This window comes from Massilia violaceinigra, assembly GCF_002752675.1.
GTDB lineage: Bacteria > Pseudomonadota > Gammaproteobacteria > Burkholderiales > Burkholderiaceae_D > Telluria_A > Telluria_A violaceinigra.
This window is the reverse complement of sequence record NZ_CP024608.1, coordinates 648,367-669,727: the sequence shown is the minus strand read 5'-3', so window position 1 is coordinate 669,727 and position 21,361 is coordinate 648,367. Positions and strand designations below refer to the sequence as shown.

Genomic DNA, 21,361 nt, shown 5'->3' with positions numbered 1-21,361 from the left:
TACCCCCATCCGCAAACCGTATTTCCCCTACCGGCGTGAAGGTCATACACTCCACGCCAACGGCGATCCATACCGGAGAGTCTTGTAGAATCAAGCTGCAAAAACAAGCCGCATAAAGCGGCAACCTACCCTGTCACCAAGGCGCTTACCCGGCGCCGTCCTGGCGGGGCGACATCCCGAATACCCTTTTGGAGACACACCATGCCAGATACCACGGCAACGACGCCTGCGAAGCAGGACGTCGCTTCACGCCTGACCACGGTCACCCTCGACGACAAATACACGGCGACCACGGGCAATATTTTCCTGTCCGGTATCCAGGCGCTGGTGCGCCTCCCGATGATGCAGCGCGAACGCGACCAGGCCGCCGGCCTGAACACGGCCGGTTTCATTTCCGGCTACCGCGGCTCGCCGCTCGGCGGCCTCGATGAAAACCTGTGGAAAGCCAAGGCCCACCTCGAAGCGCACCACGTGAAATTCGTGCCGGGCGTGAACGAAGACCTGGCCGCGACCGCCGTGTGGGGCTCGCAGACGGTCGACCTGATCGGCCCGGCCAAGTACGACGGCGTGTTCGCCATGTGGTACGGCAAGGGCCCGGGCGTGGACCGCTGCGGCGACGTCTTCAAGCACATGAACCACGCCGGCACGAGCAAGCACGGCGGCGTGCTGCTGGTGGCCGGCGACGACCACGGCGCCTATTCCTCGACCCTGCCGCACCAGTCGGACCACATCTTCTCGGCCTGCATGGTGCCGGTACTGTACCCGTGCAATGTGCAGGAATACCTGGACCTGGGCGTGCACGGCTGGGCCATGTCGCGCTTTTCCGGCTGCACGGTGGCCTTCAAGGCGCTGGCCGACACGGTCGAATCGAGCGCCTCGGTCGACGCCAACCCGTTCCGCGTGCAAGTGAAACTGCCGCAGGACTTCGTCATGCCCGAAGGCGGCCTCAATACGCGCCTCTCGTCCGATCCGCTCGGCCTGCAGGCGCGCAAGCAGGAAGCGCTGATGCAGGACTATAAAATCTACGCGGCGCTGGCCTATGCGCGCGAGAACAAGCTCAATCACACCACCATCGACAGCGCCAACGCCAAGCTGGGCATCATCGCATCCGGCAAATCGTACCTCGACGTGCTCGAAGCGCTGGAAGAACTGGGCATCGACGAAACAATGGCGGCCGACGTCGGCCTGCGCCTGTTCAAGGTCGCCATGCCATGGCCGCTGGAGCCGGACAGCGTGCGCGAATTCGCCCAGGGGCTCGACGAAATCCTGGTGGTCGAGGAAAAACGCCAGATCGTCGAGTACCAGCTCAAGGAGCAGCTGTACAACTGGCGCGACGATGTGCGCCCGAAGGTGATCGGCAAGTTCGACGAAAAAGGCGAATGGGTCGCGCCGCGCGGCGAATGGCTGCTCACCTCCAAGGCCGATTTCTCGGTCTCGCAGGTGGCGCGCGTGATCGCCTCGCGCATTTCGCGCCTGATCACCGATGCACGTACCTGCGACTTGATCAAGGCGCGCCTGACCTTTTTGGACGCCAAGGATGCGGTGCTGCGCAAGGCCATCAACACGCCGTTCCGCCCTGCGTTCTACTGCTCCGGATGCCCGCACAATACCTCGACCAAGGTCCCGGACGGCAGCTTCGCGCTGGCCGGCATCGGCTGCCACGTGATGGCCACCGCGATCTACCCGGGCATGAACAAGCTGACTACCCACATGGGCGGCGAAGGCGCGCCGTGGATCGGCCAGCAAGCGTTTTCCGAAGTGCCGCACGTGTTCCAGAACCTGGGCGACGGCACCTACTTCCACTCCGGCTACCTGGCGATCCGCGCGGCGGTGGCGGCCAAGGTCAACATGACCTACAAGATTCTGTATAACGACGCGGTCGCGATGACGGGCGGCCAGCCGGTCGACGGCCAGACCTCGGTGCCGATGATCGCCCAGCAGATGGCGGCCGAAGGCATCAAGCGCATCGCGCTGGTGACCGAAGACTTGTCGCGCTACAGCGACCGCTCCTCGCTGCCGTCCATCGTCAGCCTGCATGACCGCAAGGACATGGACGCGGTCCAGCGCGAGCTGCGCGAGGTCGAAGGCGTGTCGGTGCTGATCTACGACCAGACCTGCGCGGCCGAAAAGCGCCGCCGCCGCAAAAAAGGCGAGTTCCCCGACCCGAACAAGCGCATGGTCATCAACGACGCCGTGTGCGAAGGCTGCGGCGACTGCGGTGTGCAGTCGAACTGCGTCTCGATCCTGCCGAAGGAAACCGAGTTCGGTCGCAAGCGCACCATCGACCAGTCGTCCTGCAACAAGGACTACTCGTGCGTGAAGGGCTTTTGCCCGAGTTTCGTCACCGTCGAAGGCGGCACGCTTAAAAAAACCAAGACCGGCGTCACCAAGGGGAATGTGGACGACGGCTTCGGACCGCTGCCGGAACCGGTGCTGCCCAATATCGACCAGCCGTACAACATCCTGATCAACGGCATTGGCGGCACCGGCGTGATTACCGTCGGCGCGCTGATGGGCATGGCCGCCCACCTCGAAGGCAAGGGCGCGTCGGTGCTCGACATGACCGGCATGTCGCAGAAAAACGGCTCGGTCACCTCGCACGTGAAGGTGGCGCGCTCGCCCGAGCATCTGCGCGCACAGCGCATCGCCACCGGCGAAGCGGACCTGATCCTCGGCTGCGACATGCTCACCGCGGGCGCGCAGGATGCGATTTCCAAGATGCGTCCGGGCCGCACCATGGCCGTGATCAACCTGCACGAGCAGCCACCCGGCACGTTCGCGCAGCAGGCTGATTGGGAATATCCGGCCGCGGAAGTGCGCGCGCTGATCATGGAATCGGTGGGTGCGCCTGCGAACGATGCGGCCGACTTCATCGACGCGACAAAATTAGCTACCGCGCTGATGGGCGACTCGATCGCCGCCAACCTGTTCATGATGGGTTACGCATGGCAGAAGGGCCGCATTCCGCTGACCGAAGCGTCGCTGCTGCGCGCCATCGAGTTAAATGGCGTCGGCGTGGAGCCGAACAAGAAGAGCTTCCTGTGGGGCCGCCGCGCCGCCGTGGACCTCAAGCGCGTGGAGAAGGTCGCCACGCCAACCCAGGCCATCGTGGTGCAGATGCCGCAAAGCCTGGAAAACGTCATCAAGAAGCGCGTCGAGTTCCTGACCGAGTACCAGGATGGCGCGTATGCGGCGATCTACGAGCAGCTGGTGGCCAAGGTACGGGCGGCGGAAACGGCGCAGTCACTGGGCAACCGGCTGTCGACGGCGGTGGCCAAGTACTACTTCAAGCTGATGGCGTACAAGGACGAATACGAAGTGGCGCGTTTGTACACCGACGGCCGGTTTGTGGAGCAGCTCAAGTCGCAGTTCGAGGGCGATTTCTCGGTCAAGTTCAACCTGGCGCCGCCGATGTTCGCCAAGAAGGACGCCAAGGGGCATCTGGTGAAGGCCGAATTCGGATCGTGGATGTGGAAGGCGTTTGCGCTGCTGGCCAAGTTCAAGGGCCTGCGCGGCGGGACCTTCGATATTTTCGGGCGCACCGAAGAACGCAGGATGGAACGCGCGCTGATTGTGGAGTATCGCCAGATGATCGAAGGTTTGATCGCCGGGCTCAATGCCGACAATCATGCGACCGCGGTGGAACTGGCCAACCTGCCGGAGCAGATTCGCGGGTATGGACATGTGAAGGAAAAGGCAGTGGCGCAGTTCCGCGTGGAGAAGGCGCGGCTGCTGGGGGATGGGGCGCATAAGCACGCGGCTTAATCGTCGCTGACGCCAGCTCCCCCCGCTCGCCCCAGCTCGCGCTAGCTCCGTCGTTCCCGCGCAGGCGGGAACCCAAGTGTGTCAGCGTAGGCACGAACTTGGGTCCCCGCCTTCGCGGGGACGACGGGGGCTAGCGGGAGCGACGGCGGCTATTCCCGCTCCTCCCGTTACGGACACGTCGCTTGACGTTTACGTAAACGTCATATACCTTACAAGAACGATATCGCAAGGATCATCATGAACGACCTGACTCCCGCCGCCAAACTGAATCTCCCCGAACAGCCGAAACTGGCCAATAAAGTCCGCTTCGTCACCGCCGCCTCGCTGTTCGACGGCCACGACGCATCGATCAACATCATGCGCCGCATCCTGCAGTCCAACGGCGTCGAAGTAGTCCACCTGGGCCACAACCGCTCGGTCGACGAAGTTGTCACCGCGGCGCTGGCCGAAGACGTGCAAGGCATCGCCATCTCCAGCTACCAGGGTGGCCACGTCGAATACTTCAAATACATGATCGACCTGCTCAAGGAACGCGGCGGCGCCCACATCAAGGTGTTCGGCGGCGGCGGCGGCGTGATCGTCCCCGACGAAATCGCGGACCTGCATGCCTACGGCGTCACCCGCATCTTCAGCCCCGAAGACGGCCAGCGCATGGGTTTGGTCGGCATGATCCAGTCGATGATCCAGACCTGCGACATCGACCTGTCCACCTATTCCCCGACCACGCTCGCGCCCCTGCAGCAGGGCGACGTGGCCTCGCGCCACCGCCCGCTGGCGCAGCTGATCACCGCGCTCGAAAACGAGAAGGCCACGCCGGAACTGCGCCGCGCCATCGTCGACGCGGCCGAAGGCCTGCACGTGCCGACCCTGGGCATCACCGGCACCGGCGGCGCCGGCAAGTCGTCGCTGACCGATGAACTGATCCGCCGCATCCGCCTCGACCAGAATGACGCGATCAATATCGCCATCATCTCGATCGACCCGTCGCGCCGCAAATCGGGCGGCGCGCTGCTGGGCGACCGTATCCGCATGAACGCGATCAATCCATGGAACGGCCAGGCGGGCGCGCAGTCTCGTGTATTCATGCGCTCGCTCGCCACGCGCGAAGCCGGTTCCGAAATCTCGCAGGCGCTGCCCGACGTGATCGCCGCCTGCAAGGTGGCCGGTTTCGACCTGGTGATCGTCGAAACGTCCGGCATCGGCCAGGGCGACGCCGCCATCGTGCCGCACGTGGACGTGTCGATGTATGTGATGACGCCGGAATTCGGCGCTGCGTCCCAGCTCGAAAAAATCGACATGCTGGACTTCGCCGACTTCATCGCGATTAACAAATTCGACCGCAAAGGCTCGCTCGACGCGCTGCGCGACGTCGCCAAGCAGTACCAGCGCAACCGCGAAATGTGGAGCAAACGCCCCGAGGAAATGCCGGTCTACGGCACCCAGGCATCGCGCTTCAACGACGATGGCGTCACTGCCCTGTACCACGGCCTGCTGCCGAAACTGGGCGAATTCGGCCTGGCCATCGCGCCGGGCAAGCTGCCGCAGACCGACATCCGCCATTCGAGCGGCAAGCACGTGATCGTGCCGCCGGCACGCGCGCGCTACCTCGCCGAAATCGCCGACACCGTGCGCGGCTACCACAAGAACGCATCGAAGCAGGTCAAGCTGGCACGCGAGCGCCAGCAACTGACGGAAGCCAAACGCATGCTGGCGCTGGCGTCCAAGACCGCCGACTTCGACGAACTGATTACGGAGCGCGACAACGCGCTCGACGCCACCGCCAAGAAGCTGCTGGCGATGTGGCCCGAAATGCAGGCCGCGTACGCGGGCGACGACTATGTGGTCAAGATCCGCGACAAGGAAATCCGCACGCGCCTTATCCAGCACACCCTGTCGGGCACGAAGATCCGCAAGGTGGCGCTGCCGCGCTACGAAGACCATGGCGAAGTGCTGCGCTTCCTGATGCTGGAAAACGTGCCGGGTTCATTCCCGTTCACGGCCGGCGTGTTCGCGTTCAAGCGCGAAGGCGAAGACCCGACCCGCATGTTCGCCGGCGAAGGCGATTCGTTCCGCACCAACCGCCGCTTCAAGCTGGTTTCGGAAGGCATGGACGCCAAGCGCCTGTCGACCGCGTTCGACTCGGTGACCCTGTACGGCGCCGACCCGGCACTGCGCCCCGACATTTACGGCAAGGTCGGCAACTCGGGCGTGTCCATCGCCACCCTGGACGACATGAAGGTGCTGTACGACGGCTTTAACCTGTGCAGCCCGAGCACGTCGGTGTCGATGACGATCAACGGCCCGGCGCCGACGATCCTGGCGATGTTCATGAACACCGCCATCGACCAGCAGATCGACAAGTTCGTGGTCGAGAACAAGCGCCAGCCGACCGATGACGAAGCGGCGAAGATCCGCGCCTGGGTGCTGCAGAACGTGCGCGGCACGGTGCAGGCCGACATTCTCAAGGAAGACCAGGGCCAGAACACCTGCATCTTCTCGACCGAGTTTTCGCTCAAAGTCATGGGCGACATCCAGGAGTATTTCGTGCATCACCAGGTGCGCAATTTCTACTCGGTGTCGATCTCGGGCTACCACATCGCCGAAGCGGGTGCGAACCCGATTTCGCAGCTGGCGTTCACGCTTTCGAACGGCTTCACGTTCGTGGAAGCGTACCTGGCGCGCGGCATGCACATCGACGATTTTGCGCCGAACCTGTCGTTCTTCTTCAGTAACGGCATGGACCCGGAATACACGGTGCTGGGCCGCGTGGCGCGCCGCCTGTGGGCCGTCGCCATGCGCGACAAGTACGGCGCCAATGACCGCAGCCAGAAGCTCAAGTACCACATCCAGACCTCGGGCCGCTCGCTGCACGCGCAGGAGATCGACTTCAACGATATCCGCACCACCCTGCAGGCGCTGATTGCGATTTACGATAACTGCAACAGCCTGCACACCAATGCGTACGACGAGGCGATCACCACGCCGACCGACGAATCGGTGCGGCGCGCGCTGGCGATCCAGCTGATCATCAACCGCGAATGGGGCCTGGCCAAGAACGAGAATCCGAACCAGGGTTCGTTCATCATCGAGGAATTGACCGACCTGGTGGAAGAAGCGGTGCTGCAGGAGTTCGAACGCATCGCCGAACGTGGCGGTGTGCTCGGAGCGATGGAAACCGGCTACCAGCGCGGCAAGATCCAGGAAGAGTCGATGCTGTACGAGCACCAGAAGCACGACGGCACCTTGCCGATCATCGGCGTGAACACCTTCCGCAATCCGAAGGCGAACGACACGCCGCAAAAGATCGAACTGGCGCGGTCGACGGACGAGGAAAAGCAGTCGCAGTTGACGCGCCTGGACGACTTCCATCGCCGCAACGCCGAGCAGGCGCCGCAGGTGCTGGCTGCATTGCAGCAGGCGGCCATCGACAATGCGAACGTGTTCGAAAAGCTGATGGAAGCGGTGCGGGTTTGCTCGCTGGGGCAGATTACGACTGCGTTGTTCGAGGTGGGTGGGCAGTACAGAAGGAATATGTAAGCCTGCGTCGTTTCTGCCGTCGGCAGGAACGACGCAAGTCATCAGGGAAGCATACCTCGGACCAATTGAGCGTATGCCTCGCCTTCTGGCAAATAAATATCCGTTTTGATCGCACGCTTGCTCGACACCACCTCACGCTGTTCTTTCGGGTTGTATCCGCGCTTCTCGTCGTCCACCCAGTAAAACCCGGTCCCGCGCAACTGCCACGATGGCAGCGTATGGAAATCGATGCCACGGCTGGCCAGCAGCGCCACTTTGTCCTCGATGGTGCGGCCCTCGATCTGCGCCGCCGCCGCGCCTTTCGCCATGCCCTCGTTCCTCAGCATCCAGTAGCAATGCGCGTTCAGGCCATTCCTGTGCGCGTCTTCATTACGCCAACGGAAATAATCGACGACGGTCTTGCGGTCCGGCAGCTCGCAAATCCGGCAGTCGAAGGCCGCCAGCTCGCCCAGCATCAGGCTGAATTTGGCCGACGCCTCGCCCGCCAGGATTGAGTTGTACTTGCGCACCTTTCGCCCGTAAACATTGATGTCCAGGTCGAACAACAACGAAATTTCGTCGCTTTCGCTGTAACCGTATGTCACCTTGAAACCGCAGGTCATCAAGTGCCGCGTGGTGTCGGCCATCAGTTCGCGGAATCGCACGTCGAACGGCGCCTCGAAGCTGACCTTCTCCTTGGTCAGTTTGGTAAAGCTGCGGCCATCGATGCGCGCCACCATGTACACGCCTTGCTCCACGCAGCGGTCGTTGGCGGTCTCGTAGACGCGCATCATCGCGTCGAGTTCGTCAAATTTCATGCCACGCCTTTACAATAAATTGGTCGTCAATGATATCGACGTAATGCAGTTCGTCGAAGCCCTCCGCCATGGTGGGAACGTCGATTCTCTTGTGCGTGTCGAAAATGCCAACGTCCGGAACCAGCGCTGCGCCGCTGCGGCCACGGTTCCAGGCCAGCGAGCGCTCCAGGTCGATCCGGAAGTAGACGCAGATGATCCTGAACTTGCTGCCCTTGAGAACATCGATGTACTTCGCACGCACTTCCCGGGTGGGATTAGTGTTGTCGACCACGAAGGGCATGCTGGTTTCGAGGCAAATCTCCAGCAGCTTTTTCTCGCGGTATTTGGTTTTCAGCAGGTCGTTGCTGATCCGCAGGTGCGTGTTGAAATAGTTGTTTTTGTAAAAAGTCGATTTGCCGCTGGCTTGCAGGCCGACGAAGATGATGGCTTCCAATGGTTTTCTTTCGTATTTCAGCGCATCGGGACCGAGTCGAGAAACGCGGGACCGCAGCCTTTCAGGTGGATTTCGTGTTCCGTAATGCGCACCGGCTCCAGCACGCGGGGGCCGGTAACAGCAAGCACGGCGCCAATGAACAGTAGCACACCGGCGATGAATGCCAGCCAGGGATTGTGTAGTCCAAACGCGCCAAGCAGGCCGATCATGCCGAGCACGCCAAAGACGGGCGCGGCAATGGACAGATTGTGGCGGCGACGGCGGTGCTCATCGCACAGGCCCAGCACAACCACCGCCCTTTTCCTGACGAAAAGGCACGCCACCATGTACACAAGTAGCGGGATCAGGACATACCAGCCGGGATGGTGCCACAAATAGGCGCGCGGACTGTCCATCCTGGCCGGCTTGTTGCACTTGACACAGCGCGGCGGCAGATGGGCGTCCACAGAAGCGATCAGGATGTCTCCCTCACGCCAGCATGGTCCTTCTTCAAGCGCGTTGTGTGCGCCGACCATGGGCTCGAAAGATGCTTTCGGGGCTTCGTAGGGATTGGTGGAGATCGGTGTCACGACATTCTCCGGGAACCGGTGAGGAGGCAATTTGGGCTCAGCGCTCGGGCAGCGAGTCGAGAAAGGCGGAGCCGCAGCCTTTCAAGCGGATTTCGTGCTCGGTGATGCTGACCGCACGCAAGGTACGCTGAGCCGCACTGGCAAGCATGAGACCGCACAACATGAGCAGCCACGCAAGCCATCCCAGCAAAGGATCGACGTTGCGGGCCAGGTTGATCAGCGCCACGATATTGAGCGCGAAAAAGCCGTACTTGGCCAGCCACATATTGCGGCGCCTGCGGCGGTGGTCGTCGCACAGGCCAATCACAAGGGTCGCCCTTTTCCGGACGAACATGCTGGCCAGGATGTACACCAGGATCGGAACCAGCACATACCAGCCGGGATGGTGCCAGGAAAAGGCGCGCGGCGTATCCATGATGGCCGGCTTGTTGCACGTGATGCAGCGCGGCGGCAGGTGCGCCCTCCTGGACGCGACCAGGATGTCGCCCTCGCGCCAGCATCGGTTTGTCGCCACGTCCATGAAGGCGGCCTTCGGCGCTGCATAGGGATTGGCGGACGTCGGTTTCACTACGTACTCCGGGAACAGTTGAGAAGGCAATCTTAATCAGGCCAAGTGATTGTGGAAAACTATTTTGCACGCTGTTGTTATCCGGGGTGGGCCGGCGGCCAGGCGATGGCGTCGAACAGGCGCCGCAGACGCTCTCCGCGCTGGGGATTGACCATCGTCACATAAGCGACCTTGCCCGCGAGGTAAGCGCAAAAATCGGGGCGTTGGCCGCGATTCTGCGCCTGCGGCCCGTGGCGGGCGCAGTTGGTCAGGGTGGCTTTGAGAAGATCGAATTCGGTGCGCGCGATATTCGGATGGCGGTTGACGACGATGCCAGTGACCTGTTGACGGGTCCCGGCGCGCATCAGCCGCGTCTTGCGCGTGTTGACGGCAAAGCCTTCTTCGATGGCGATGGCACCCACCTGCGCGTAAAAGCGGTCCATGGCGCGTTCCAGTTCGCGCCCGCCGGAGAACACCAGGTCGTCCGCATAGCGGCTGTAGCGCGCGCCGAGCGACTGCGCGAGGGCATCGAGGCGCAGGTCGAGCCGCCAGGCGCAGGCGTTGGCCAGCGCCGGCGAACAGGGCGAACCTTGCGGCAAGTGCGGCGCGCGCAGTGCCTGGCGCTGGGTCCAGGTGAGCGCGTCGTCGCCGGCGGGAGCGCGCACCACACCGGCCGGTACGCGGTTGACGCACAGGCGCGCCAGCACCCGCGCCACGGTCTGCGAATAACCCAGCTTCGCAAACAGCGCATGAATGCGCGAGGCTGGAATGCTGGGGAAGAAATCCTTGAGGTCCATGCGGATCACCACGCGCTGCCCGGTGTGCAGGGCCGCGTGGGTGACGCAGGAATGCCCACGCCGAAAGCCATGCGCGGCCGGATGCGCGGGCACGCGGTCGAGCAGTTCGCGCAAAATGGTCGCCTGCATCGCGCGCAGGCGCTGCTTGGGAATTTCGATCAGGCGCACGCCGCCGCTGCGCTTGGGCACCCAGCGATAGTGGTAGTGCTCCAGTTGCGCGGGCGGCATCGGCTCGCGGCGCCACTGGTCGGCGAACCACCCCAGTTCGTCGGGGCGCAGCCGCAGCCACTGCGCCAGGTCGCCCACGGAAGGCAGCGGCGGCAGCGCGAGCGCGGCCAGCCATTGGGGCGGTGGAGGGACCAGCGGCAGGTCGAGGCAGTAGCGTTTGAGCTGCGGCGCCGGCCCCTCCCCTTCCCACGCCTCGTGAAACACGTCCAGGTCAAAAATGATCTGTGCCAGTTCGTCGCGGCTGAAATGGTAAAAATGTTCGGCGGTGCGCTCGTGGATTTCTTGGCACAGCGCCGGTATCCACGGCCAGGGATGGTCGAACGCCCACGTCGCGCTGGCGATCAGGCCGGCGAGGGTTGCTTCGCGCGCCAGCATGGTGTCGGCGAGCGCCAGGGCGACGGCGTCTTTGGGAGTCATGGGTTGTCAGCGGTTGTCGGCTTTAAGGGGGGCGGAGAGCCTTCAACCAGTCTCGTGATGCATGAGCTTATATGCGCGTGAGCGCATTGCGGCACATGCGGTGAATTGCACAGCAATAAATTTCCCACGGGGTAGCCCCGTAGAGGCTTGTCCCTGCACGAGGCAAGAACACGCCGGCTTGAAGGATCCGCCCGCGTAGAGAGTAAGGCAATTTTGCATGAACGTCAATGCGGCTGCCGCGCGGCATTTCAAGCGATGCAGCGCCCGACGGTGGCACCGGGCAGCAGCACCGGTTGCCACAGAACCTGCAATTGCGCGGGCGGCGTGCCCGCCACCAGGGCCGAAAGCATCTCGGTCATCTTGGCGCCGGCTTCGTTGGGGCCCGGCTGGTCGATGGTGGTGACGTTCGATCCGACCAGGCTGTCCTCGATGCTGCCCCAGACGATGACCGACATGTCCTTGCCGATTTCGATACCGGCATCTAACAGCGCGCGCACCGCGCCCACGCCGGAGAGGTGATTGTCGACGATGACGGCGGTCGGCCGCGGCGAGCAGGCCAGCAGCTCCTGCATGGCCTGGTAACCGGTGCGGCGGTCGAGCGTGTTGTCGACCAGATGACGCGGATCGACAGCGAGCCCCGCCGCCTGCATGCAGGCGATGAAGCTGTTCTTGCGCTGGCACGCGAAATTGAGTTCGAGCGGTGCGCTCACCAGCGCGATGCGGCTGTGGCCGTGTTCGATCAGGTGCGCGCACGCCAGTCCGATACCGGCCTCGTTGTCGTAGTCGAACCATGCGTAGGGCTGCTTGAGTTCCGTGCGGCCGTGCGCCACGAACGGAAAACCCTTCTTCACCAGATAGGCGATGCGCTCGTCGTGGACCAGCGTGCGGCTGACCACCAGGCCATCGACGCGGCGCCCGCGCACCATCTGCTCGTACGACGGCAGCTCGTTTTTCGGCGACACCGGCGCGATGATCAGGTTCATCTTGCTCTTCTCAAGCGCGGCCGACATGCCGCCCACCACGCCCAAGAACATGGGGTCGCCCAGGTCGCTCGGCAGCAGGGGATAGATGATGCCGAAGACATTGGTGCGCCCCACCGCCAGGCTGCGCGCCATCGGATTGGCTTCGTAGCCGGCTTCCTTGGCCGCGGCCAGCACGCGCTCGCGGGTGTGGACATTGACTTCGGGGTAGCCGTTCAGGGCACGGCTGACGGTGGTCTTCGAAATCCCGAGCGTACGGGCCAGGCTCTTGAGATTCATGGTCGGACTTCGTTGGGCGATGTTGTAAAGACGGTAATTATAGCAATCGCATCAGGCCACATGATCGACCTGCCGTTTAAAGAAGTACAAGGTGATGAGCACCAGCGTGATCGGCACCAGCGTCAGGTAGAACGCGAAGTGGCCGCTGAAATTGCCGAACACGTAGCCGGTGATGAAGGAGCCGGTGGTGCCGCCCAGCGCCGAAAAAATCACCAGCAGCCCGGTCATCGACGAGTGCTGGTGCGGTGGCAGGGAACTGAGCATGACCGAATTGATGCCCGGGTAGATCGGCGCCATGAACAGGCCGATCAGCGGGAACAGGAAGGTCGCCAGCGGCGCGCTGGACCAGGTGATGTTGGGGTCGGCCACCACGTCGTGCGTGAGCGGAAGTGCCAGCAGCACCATGGCGGCCATGCCGATGACGCAGATATTCATCACCGGGTACCAGTTCATCTTGCGCATCACGAAACCTGCCGACAGGCGCCCGATGGCCAGGCACGCGGCAAAGATGCTGGTCACTTCCACGCTCATCGCCGCCGGCAGCTTGAGGATTTCGTTGTTGAAGGTCGGCAGCCAGGTACCCACGCTTTGCTCGATCAGCACGTACAGGAAGGCAGTCATGACGAACACGCACACCAGCGGCTTGAAAAACAGCTTGAGCATGGCGGTAAAGTCGTCCCAGCGGCTGCGCCCCGCGGGCAGCTGCGCCGTGCCTTCGTCGAAAGGGGTGGACAGCACCAGCACGAAGGTGAAGGCGCACAGCGCGGCCAGCACCCAGTACACCTGCAGCCAGCTGCGCGAGGCGGGATCGGACGAATCGATGAAGTAGCCGAAGATCCAGTAGGCGCTCAACACGCCGACCATGAACACACCTTCGAGCGTATTCATGATGCCGGCGTGGTGGCGGCGGTCGCGCGCGATCAGGCCCAGGGTCGAATACACCGACACCTTGACCAGCGCGAACGCCACGCCCACGCACAGGAACAGCAGCTTGGCGGTCCAGAAGGCGGGTATCAGCGGCATGGCGATGCTGGCCGCGGTCACCAGCGCCAGCGCCGCGAGCATGGCATTCTTGTAGCCGATGCGGGGCAGGAAGGACGCCACCAAAAACGACACGACCGCGATGGGCAAGTCCTTGAACGCTTCCAGGATGCTGGCGCTCGATTTGCTCACGCCGTAGTTGCCGATGACCTGGAGGATGACCGTGCCGACGCTGTTGAGCAGGATCGCAAAGACAAAGTAAATCAGAAAAAGGGCTAACATGATGCGTTGGTTTTTCACACTGTCTCCATTATTTTTTATTCTGGCGTGCTACTTCCTGATGCTGGCGCTTACTGGTATTCCTCCAGCTTGAAGCGGTCCAGCGCGCGGATGACGCGGTCGGCCTGCGTCAGCACCGCCGGGCTGCCGATGCCCAGTGCCCACATGCCGGCGCTCTTGATCGATGCGACGCCGGCTACCGCGTCTTCCACGCCAAGGCAGTGCGCCGGGTCCACGCCCAGTTCGCGCGCCGCCGTCAAAAAGATCTCCGGATGCGGCTTGCTGTTGGCGATCAGCGCCGCGTCCACCACATAATCGAAGCGCTCGCGGATGCCGAGGCGTTCGAGCACCGTGAACGCATTCTTGCTCACTGAGGCGAGGCCGATGCGCAGGCCGGCCGCGCGCACCGCCGCCAGCGCATCGACCGCGCCGGGCAGCAGGTCGGCCGCGGACATGGTGGCGATCAGTTCCTGGTAGTGGCGGTTCTTGGCGTCGGCCAGCGCCAGCTTTTGTTCATCGCTGTAGCTGCGCGACGAACCAGCCAGGATCAGGTTCAGAGACCCCATGCGGTCGATGCCCTTTAACTGTTCGTTGAACGCTTCGTCGAAATGCACGCCTTCCGATTCGGCCAGCCGTTTCCACGCCAGGCAATGATAATGCGCGGTGTCGGTGATGACGCCATCGAGATCGAAAATCACTGCCTTGAACCTGCTCATGCTTTTTCTTCCTGAAGTGGACGCGCAATCGATAGCGACGGCGTGGCGCGGGTCAGCGCTACGCGCTCGCCGCAGTGGGTCAGTCCGAGCGCTTCGCCCTGCAGCAGTGTGTAGCGCGCGTGGGTGGCGTCGATGCGCACCTGCAGCAGCGCGCCTTGGATGTGAATCTGGAACTGGTAGTGCTGCCAGCGCGCCGGCAGGGTGGGCGCAAAGCGCAGCGCGCCATCAGCCACGCGCATGCCGGCAAAGCCGTAGGCCACGCCCATCCAGGTGCCCGCCATGGCCGCCGTGTGGACGCCGTAATGGGTGTTCCCGTGCGTGTCGTCCAGGTCCAGGCGCGCGGTCTCCATGAAGTAATCGTAGGCCTTGTCTTGGTAGCCCACTTCCGACGCGATGATGCTGAAGATGCAGGACGACAGGGAGGAGTCGTGTGTGGTGACCGCTTCGTAGTAGTCGAAGTCGCGCTTTTTGTCGTCCTGCGTGAACTGGTCGGACAGTAGCAGCAGCGCCAGCACCACGTCGGCCTGCTTGCACACCTGATGGCGGTAGATCACCAGCGGGTGGTAGTTCAGCAGCAGGGGATAGTTTTCTTTCGGCGTGGCGGCGAAGTCCCATGGCTTTTTGCCGAGGAAGCTGTCGTCCTGCTCATGGATGCCGAGGGCGGCGTCGTAGGGCAGCGCCATGCGGCCGGCGGCGCGGCGCCAGGCTGCCGGTTCGGCGTCGTCAAGGCCGATCGCTTGCACGATGCGTTCGAGGTCGTGCGGGCGCGCACCGCGCAGGGTGTCGACAATCTCCGCCGCGAAGCGCAAGTGCATCTGCGCCATCGCGTTGGTGTAGTAGTTGTTGTTGACCAGCGCCGTGTATTCGTCGGGACCGGTGACTTCGTTGATGCAAAAGCGCCCGGCGCGGTCGTAGTTGCCGATGCCGATCCAGATGCGCGCGGTTTCCAGCACGATTTCGGCGCCGGCCGACGCCATGTAATCGAGGTCGCCGGTAGCGTCCAGATACAGCTTGATCGAGTAGGCGATATCGGCGTTGATGTGGTACTGCGCGGTGCCGGCCGGGAAGTAGGCGGAGCACTCTTCGCCGGCGATGGTGCGCCACGGGTACAGCGCGCCTTTGGCGTGCGACATCTGGCGCGCGCGCGCGCGGGCCTGCTCAAGACCGGCGTAGCGGTAAGCCAGCAGCTGCTTTGCGATTTCGGGTTTGCTGTACAAGAAAAACGGGAAGATGTAGATCTCCGTATCCCAGAAGTAGTGGCCTTCGTAGCCTTCGCCGGTCACGCCCTTGGCCGCGATGTTGGTCTTTCCGTCGCGGCCGACCGATTGCAGCAGGTGGAACTGGTTGAAGCGGATGCCTTGCTGGAGCGCGTCGTCGCCGGCGATCTCCACGTCGGCACGGTCCCAGAAGTCGGCCAGGTACGCCCCCTGGCGCGCGCACAGGGCGTCGAAGCCGTCGGCTTTGGCCTTGCTTAGCGCTGCGCTGGCGAGGCCCGCCAGTTCAGCCTCGGGATAGTCGCGCGAAGAAAAATAGACGCCGTACTTGGTCAGGCTTTGCGGCAGCATCACGTCCAGGTCGAACGTGAAACTGTGGCTGGCCGCCTGCTCCCGCCGGCTCGCGCTGCCCGCCACCGCGGCCACGGTGTCGATTGCGCTCACCAGCGTAAAGCCGCTGTTGTGGGTGCGCTGGGTGAGGCTGGACGCCGTAGCGCCCTGCTCCACCGCCAACAGATGCAGCGCCGGGCCGGAGACCGCGGAGCCGATGCGCGGATCGTCGCCGGCTTCCTGGTTGCGCACAGCACCATCGATACCGGACACCACGCGCACCTGGCCCGAGAAATTAAGGGCGGTCAGTTCGACATCGAGCGCGAACAGGTGCTTGTCGGCCAGCGATACCACGCGACGCGTGACGAGCGAAATCCGCTTGCCGCTCGGGGAAGTCCATTCCAGGCTGCGCCGCAGCACGCCGGTGCGAAAGTCGAGCACGCGCTCGTAGCGGTCGAGGGTTCCTTGCAGTGGGTCGAAGCGTTCTTCGCCGAGCCAGACTTCGATGCCTTTCGCGTTCGGCACGTTGAGCATGAACTGGTTGGTCTTGGCCAGCGCAAAGGCGGCTTCCGGATAGACGATCGGTTCGGACTCGTAGAAGCCGTTGAGGTACGTACCGTCGAGCGAGGTGCCGGCCGGGCCGCTGTAGCCCTCTTCCGGCGTGCCGCGCAGGCCGATGTAGCCGTTACCGAGAGCGAACAGGGTCTCGTTCAAAAAATGCGTGGCAGGGTCGAAATGGGTCTCGCGAAGGCACCATGGATCGGTCGGGAGAGCGTGGGGGATACTTGCGTGCGGCACGGGTTTGTCCTTTGTCTGTCTTTTGAAATTGTCGCTTCAAACCGGTTTGGATTTGAGCCGAGTCTATTTCAAATCGGTTTGGAAAGTCAATTTATTTAGATTCGGGTGGAAAAATCAAAAACCAAGCTTTGTCGGAGTTGAAGGGATTTACCCTACGCGAACGTGCCTTGGATTGCCGTGGGGGCGCCTAGCCCTGCGCGGGAATGACGGCTTGGGGGTTTGTGGTCAAAAATCGCTCACTTGGCGTTCAGGTCTGGCGGGCGATCAGGGTGGTCGGCAGCATTTCGGACTCGACCTGCTCGCCGTTCATCAGCGCCAGCATTTTTTTCGCGAGCAGCACGCCGCCGTCGCGCAGGTACTGGTGCACGCTGGTCAGCGGCGGCACGAAGCTGGCCGCGCCGGGCGTGTCGTCGTAGCCGATGACCGATACGTCGTCGGGCACGCGCAACTGGTGTTCGGTGAGCGCGCGGATCGCGCCCATGGCCAGCAAATCGCTGGCGGCAAACACGCCGTCGAAGGCATGGCCCTTTTTCTTGAGCAGCGCGGTCATGCTGTCGAAGCCCGACTCGAACGTGAAGGCCTTGGGGCGGATGATGTGCACCGTGCCCTGCCCGCCCAGCGCGTCGATGAAGCCGGCGCAGCGCTCCTGCACTTCGGCGTGGTCAACATCGCCCAGGAACACCAGCTTGCGGCGGCCCTGCGCGAGGAAGCGTTCGGCCACGCTGGCGCCGCCGCGGCGGTTGTCGCTGCCGACCACAATGGTGGTGGCGCCGCTTTCCGGCGCGCCCCACACCACCAGCGGCAGGTTGGCTTTTTGCAGGAAGCGCACCGCTTCGCCGTGCGAGCCCTGGCCCAGCAAAATCAGGCCGTCGGCGCCCTGCACCGGGGCGGTATCCATCAACTGCTTGGAGGTGAGCACCACGCTGTAGCCGGCGGTGGTCAGTTCCTGTGTGATGCCGCCCAACAGTTCGAGCGGATACGGGTCGGACATGGGGCGGCCCTTCACCGGCGTCATTTCGACCACCACGGCGACCGAGTAGCTGCGCCGCATGCGCAGGTTGCGCGCGCTGATGTTCAAGCGGTAGCCCTGCTCGTCGGCGATGCGGCGGATTTTTTCGCGCGTTTTTTCCGTCACCAGCGGGCTGTCGCGCAGCGCACGCGACACCGTGATCGTGGAAACGCCCGCCAGGCTGGCGAGGTCTTCCATCGTCAGGGAGGCGTCGCTCTTGCGCGCTGCGATCGCGCTTGCTGCGGTGGGTGCAGTCTTGCTTGCTGCCTTGTTTGCGGCCATGGAAACGCTCAATTTTGGTAAGAAAACAACGACACCGACGCATTATGACAGGTTTACGTCCTGCCACAGGCCAAATGACATCGATAACATTTTGATTGACATCGATATCATTTCTTGTTTCAATGATTCGTCTTTCCTTGCCATCCTAATAAATTGCAGACGAGCCCGATGTGCGGCAAGGTGGGGAATGAAAAGTGGACACGCATGCGGCAGGCACTCGGAAAGCGAATGTGCAGCCAGTCCAGGAGACGGATTTCAACAAGAACACACGATAAAAAAGCGAGCATAACGATGAACAGTCACAAGCACTTCCTGCTTTCCTCAGTCACGCTGGCCGTGCTGACCCTGATGAACCAGGCCCAGGCGGCCGGCCAGGCCGCGCCTGCTGCCGCGCCGGCGCTGGATGCGGCGGCCGCCGGTGCGGTGGCGACCGAAATCCAGCAGGTGGTGGTGACCGGCACCGCCTCGGCGCGCGGCACGCGCAAGATCGACACCAGTTTTTCCATCACCACCGCGACCGAGGAACAGCTCAAATCGGCCTCGCCAAGCAGCACCGCCGACGTGCTCAAACTCGTGCCGGGCGTGTACGCGGAGTCGACCGGCGGCCAGTCGGGCGCGAATATCGAAGTGCGCGGCTTCCCGTCGGGCAGCGATTCGCCGTTCGTGTCGGTGCAGATGAACGGCAATCCGCTGTATCCGGTGCCGGTACTGTCGTTCTTCGAGGGTTCGTCCGCGTTTCGCCTGGACGACACGGTGGAGCGGGTCGAAGTGCTGCGCGGCGGGCCGAGCACGATTTACTCGGTCGGCCAGCCGGGCGCGACCATGAACTTCATCCTGAAAAAAGGGACAGATACGCCGGAAGCAACCCTGCGCTTTACCACCGGCACCGGCAAATTGCGCCGGCTCGACGGTTTTGTGGGCGGCAAGATCGCCGATGGCTGGTACGGCACCATCGGCGGCTTCGCGCGCCAGACCCAGGGCGTGCGCGATCCCCAGTTCAAGGCCGACGATGGCAAGCAGCTGACCGCCTCGCTCACGCGCAAGCTCGACGAAGGCGAAGTGACCGCCTACGTGCGCACCACCAAGGAAAAGAATGCGTTTTACACAGGCGTGCCGCTCATTTCGAGCGACAACGGGCGCACGATCACCGAGTTTCCGGGCTTCGATCCGCTCACCGGCACCTTGATGAGCAATGAGATGCGTCACTTCACCATCGACGCGGCACCCGGCAAGACGCTCACGCGCGACCTGGCCGACGGACGCGGCATGGACGCGACCGTGTTCGGCGCCGAGTACGAGCAAAAACTGGGCGGCTGGGATGTGTCGAACAAGGCGAATTACTTTAGCGGTGACCTGAACACGATTTCGATGTTCACCGGGAACAACCCGCTGACGGCCGCGGCCTACCTGGCCAATGCCAACGCGACCCACAATCCGGGCGCGGCGGCCGGTTCGGGCAGCATCAGCTATGTGAAAGGCGGCGCGGTCGATCCCAACCAGCAAGTGGTGCAGGCAGGATTGTGGTCGGTCGAGAAAAAACTGAGCTCGTTCACCAACGAATTTCGCATCAGCCGCGAGCTGCTCAAGAACAATACGACTACGGTAGGCGCGTATGTGGCGCGCTACAAGTCGAATGACGAATGGTATCTGGGTAACAGCCACCTGATGACGGCCACGCCCAACGCTAGCCTGATCAATGTGCAACTGAGCAACGGCACCATCGTGTCGCGCAACGGGGTGGACGGCAATGTGTTTTATGCGCCGGTGGCCGCCTACAAGGGCAACAATACCGCCCTGTTCGTCGCCAATGAATGGAAAGTGAACGAGCAGATCAAGCTGGACGTGGGTGCGCGCCGCGAAAAGCAGAGCCTGAAAGCGACGATCTCGAACCTGACCTCGATGGACACGGATGCCAATCCGCTGACGGTGTACAACAACGGCACCTCGGTTGCGACCGGCACCAACACGCAGCTCAGCCGCGACGACAGCGTCAATTCCTTCACGGTGGGCGGCATCTACAAGTTGTCCAAGGATATGAGCGTGTTTGCGCGCGCCAATACCGGCCACACCTTCATCTATTTCGACGACATGCGCAACGCCGGCACCCAGGCGGCGCTGAACGACCGCAAGGGCGTGCCGACGCCGAAAGTGACGCAGTACGAAGTCGGTTTCAAGACCGTGGGCGCCATGTACAGCGCCTACATCAACGGGTTCTACACGGACTTCACCGGCATTTCGTTCCAGCAGATCACGACCGACGCGGTACTGAACTCGGTGAGCGGTTCGCGCGGGCATGGGGTGGAGTTCGAACTGGCCGTGCGGCCGGTGAAAAACCTGCAGGTGAGCTTGATGGGCAACTATCAGGAATCAAAATACCGCGACAATCCGGCGATTTCGGGCAAGCTGGTGCAGCGCCAGCCGAAGATGCAGTTCCGCCTGTCGCCAAGCTACCGGATTCCGATGGGCGACAATTCGCTCAAGCTGTATGGAACCTACGCGCATGTGGGCAGCCGCTGGGCCGACCAGGCCAATCTGTCGTACTTGCCGTCGTATAAAACGGTGGACGCCGGCATCCTGGCATCGATGGGCGCGCATTGGGAATTCCGGCTCGCGGGCACGAATTTGGGCAATGAATTGGGGCTGACAGAGGGCAATTCTCGCCTGACCGGGGCACAGAGCAGCGGTCCGATCAATGCACGGCCGATTTTCGGGCGCGCGGTGGAAGCGTCGATACTGTACCGGTTCTAAGACTCGGCATTCAAGCAATGGCAGGCGTGGACAGATTGCTTGTCCACGCCGGGGCCACGGCCCATTTACTCGACGACCCACGCATACTTGACCTTGGCCCAAGCCAGCGCAGCCTGGCCGTCTTTTGCACCCGGTTCAAACTTGCAGCGGGCGCCAGCGCGGACCGATGCACGATCGACGCGCACCGCGCCGCTCGACTCAAGCACTTTCGACTGCACGACTTTGCCATCGGTATCGACCAGGTAAGCGACGGTCACGGTGCCGCCTTCGCCATCATCCTGCCAGCGGGTCGGGAATTCAGGTTTTTCGCAGCCGGCTACCTCGAGGCGGGCCGGGCGGTCTTCAGCCATGGCCTGGGTCGCGCTCAGGCACAGTAAGGTCGCGGACAGTACGGCGGCAAAACGGGTCGTGGCAAACATAAAACCTCCAGAGGGATAATGGATAAATTCGGCGCTTCTGGCGCTCGAATCGTCTGCTGCGTAGCCAGCTGACAGTTCAAAATATACGGCGCTGCAGCATATTTTCTAAATTTATTATCCCAATGGCGGATATGCCAGATTCGCATAACTTGTTGCTTCGCACCAACATATTGCATTCACAAACTGCATAACAGTTATGAAAGACCTATGTCGGTGCATATGAGCAAAGAAACCAG

The 21,361-nt window shown here is 62.6% G+C and carries 14 protein-coding genes; 3 read left to right on the top strand and 11 right to left on the bottom strand.

The window, feature by feature from the left end; all coding sequences use genetic code 11:
* The first annotated feature begins 201 nt into the window (after positions 1 to 201).
* Positions 202 to 3,765, top strand: coding sequence for an indolepyruvate ferredoxin oxidoreductase family protein (locus CR152_RS03105; protein ID WP_099873631.1), 3,564 nt, complete (start codon positions 202 to 204; stop codon positions 3,763 to 3,765).
* Between the two features lie 237 nt (positions 3,766 to 4,002).
* Positions 4,003 to 7,302 carry a fused isobutyryl-CoA mutase/GTPase IcmF gene (gene icmF / locus CR152_RS03100; protein ID WP_099873630.1) on the top strand — a complete coding sequence of 1,100 codons (3,300 nt, stop codon included), beginning with the start codon at positions 4,003 to 4,005 and terminating at the stop codon, positions 7,300 to 7,302.
* Between the two features lie 41 nt (positions 7,303 to 7,343).
* On the opposite strand, the gene CR152_RS03095 is transcribed toward icmF, so the two are convergent.
* From CR152_RS03095 to CR152_RS03050, 10 genes are all read right to left on the bottom strand, one after another.
* Positions 7,344 to 8,075 (bottom strand): tRNA(His) guanylyltransferase Thg1 family protein, encoded by a 732-nt coding sequence (locus CR152_RS03095; protein WP_208640060.1) that lies wholly within the window; start codon positions 8,073 to 8,075, stop codon positions 7,344 to 7,346.
* Positions 8,076 to 8,088: 13 nt separating this feature from the next.
* Complete coding sequence (locus CR152_RS03090; RefSeq protein WP_099873628.1) at positions 8,089 to 8,532, bottom strand: AAA family ATPase; 444 nt, start codon at positions 8,530 to 8,532, stop codon at positions 8,089 to 8,091.
* Positions 8,533 to 8,549: 17 nt separating this feature from the next.
* Entirely contained in the window at positions 8,550 to 9,101 is a 552-nt protein-coding gene (locus CR152_RS03085) for a hypothetical protein (protein ID WP_157778306.1), read from the bottom strand.
* A 37-nt stretch (positions 9,102 to 9,138) separates the two neighbouring features.
* The gene (locus CR152_RS03080) at positions 9,139 to 9,669 is read right to left on the bottom strand and encodes a hypothetical protein (protein WP_099873626.1); all 531 of its coding nucleotides are present in this window, start codon (positions 9,667 to 9,669) and stop codon (positions 9,139 to 9,141) included.
* 77 nt (positions 9,670 to 9,746) lie between these two features.
* Entirely contained in the window at positions 9,747 to 11,090 is a 1,344-nt protein-coding gene (locus tag CR152_RS03075) for a reverse transcriptase family protein (protein ID WP_099873625.1), read from the bottom strand.
* Between the two features lie 248 nt (positions 11,091 to 11,338).
* Positions 11,339 to 12,349 (bottom strand): substrate-binding domain-containing protein, encoded by a 1,011-nt coding sequence (locus CR152_RS03070; RefSeq protein WP_099873624.1) that lies wholly within the window; start codon positions 12,347 to 12,349, stop codon positions 11,339 to 11,341.
* 51 nt (positions 12,350 to 12,400) lie between these two features.
* Positions 12,401 to 13,612 (bottom strand): MFS transporter, encoded by a 1,212-nt coding sequence (locus CR152_RS03065; protein WP_229413268.1) that lies wholly within the window; start codon positions 13,610 to 13,612, stop codon positions 12,401 to 12,403.
* A 68-nt stretch (positions 13,613 to 13,680) separates the two neighbouring features.
* The gene (gene pgmB, locus CR152_RS03060; protein ID WP_099873622.1) at positions 13,681 to 14,325 is read right to left on the bottom strand and encodes a beta-phosphoglucomutase; all 645 of its coding nucleotides are present in this window, start codon (positions 14,323 to 14,325) and stop codon (positions 13,681 to 13,683) included.
* A complete protein-coding gene (locus CR152_RS03055; RefSeq protein ID WP_229413267.1) occupies positions 14,322 to 16,667 on the bottom strand; it encodes a glycoside hydrolase family 65 protein in 2,346 nt (781 codons plus the stop codon). Before CR152_RS03055 ends, pgmB begins: the two co-directional genes overlap by 4 nt.
* Before the next feature lie 247 nt (positions 16,668 to 16,914).
* Complete coding sequence (locus tag CR152_RS03050) at positions 16,915 to 17,958, bottom strand: LacI family DNA-binding transcriptional regulator (RefSeq protein ID WP_099873621.1); 1,044 nt, start codon at positions 17,956 to 17,958, stop codon at positions 16,915 to 16,917.
* Between the two features lie 291 nt (positions 17,959 to 18,249).
* Here CR152_RS03050 and CR152_RS03045 point away from each other — a divergent pair, with 291 nt between their 5' ends.
* The gene (locus CR152_RS03045) at positions 18,250 to 20,706 is read left to right on the top strand and encodes a TonB-dependent receptor (RefSeq protein ID WP_099873620.1); all 2,457 of its coding nucleotides are present in this window, start codon (positions 18,250 to 18,252) and stop codon (positions 20,704 to 20,706) included.
* 65 nt (positions 20,707 to 20,771) lie between these two features.
* Here the strand turns inward: CR152_RS03045 and CR152_RS03040 are convergent, their stop codons facing one another.
* On the bottom strand, positions 20,772 to 21,125 hold the full coding sequence (locus CR152_RS03040; RefSeq protein ID WP_099873619.1) for an energy transducer TonB: 354 nt from the start codon (positions 21,123 to 21,125) through the stop codon (positions 20,772 to 20,774).
* Between the last annotated feature and the right edge of the window lie 236 nt (positions 21,126 to 21,361).

Coding starts and splice junctions, on each gene's coding strand:
- CR152_RS03095 (WP_208640060.1), bottom strand. CDS start 8,075: ATGATGCGCGTCTACGAGACCGCCAACGACCGCTGCGTGGAGCAAGGC.
- CR152_RS03050 (WP_099873621.1), bottom strand. CDS start 17,958: ATGGCCGCAAACAAGGCAGCAAGCAAGACTGCACCCACCGCAGCAAGC.
- pgmB (WP_099873622.1), bottom strand. CDS start 14,325: ATGAGCAGGTTCAAGGCAGTGATTTTCGATCTCGATGGCGTCATCACC.
- CR152_RS03075 (WP_099873625.1), bottom strand. CDS start 11,090: ATGACTCCCAAAGACGCCGTCGCCCTGGCGCTCGCCGACACCATGCTG.
- CR152_RS03040 (WP_099873619.1), bottom strand. CDS start 21,125: ATGTTTGCCACGACCCGTTTTGCCGCCGTACTGTCCGCGACCTTACTG.
- CR152_RS03070 (WP_099873624.1), bottom strand. CDS start 12,349: ATGAATCTCAAGAGCCTGGCCCGTACGCTCGGGATTTCGAAGACCACC.
- CR152_RS03065 (WP_229413268.1), bottom strand. CDS start 13,612: ATGTTAGCCCTTTTTCTGATTTACTTTGTCTTTGCGATCCTGCTCAAC.
- CR152_RS03105 (WP_099873631.1), top strand. CDS start 202: ATGCCAGATACCACGGCAACGACGCCTGCGAAGCAGGACGTCGCTTCA.
- icmF (WP_099873630.1), top strand. CDS start 4,003: ATGAACGACCTGACTCCCGCCGCCAAACTGAATCTCCCCGAACAGCCG.
- CR152_RS03045 (WP_099873620.1), top strand. CDS start 18,250: ATGAACAGTCACAAGCACTTCCTGCTTTCCTCAGTCACGCTGGCCGTG.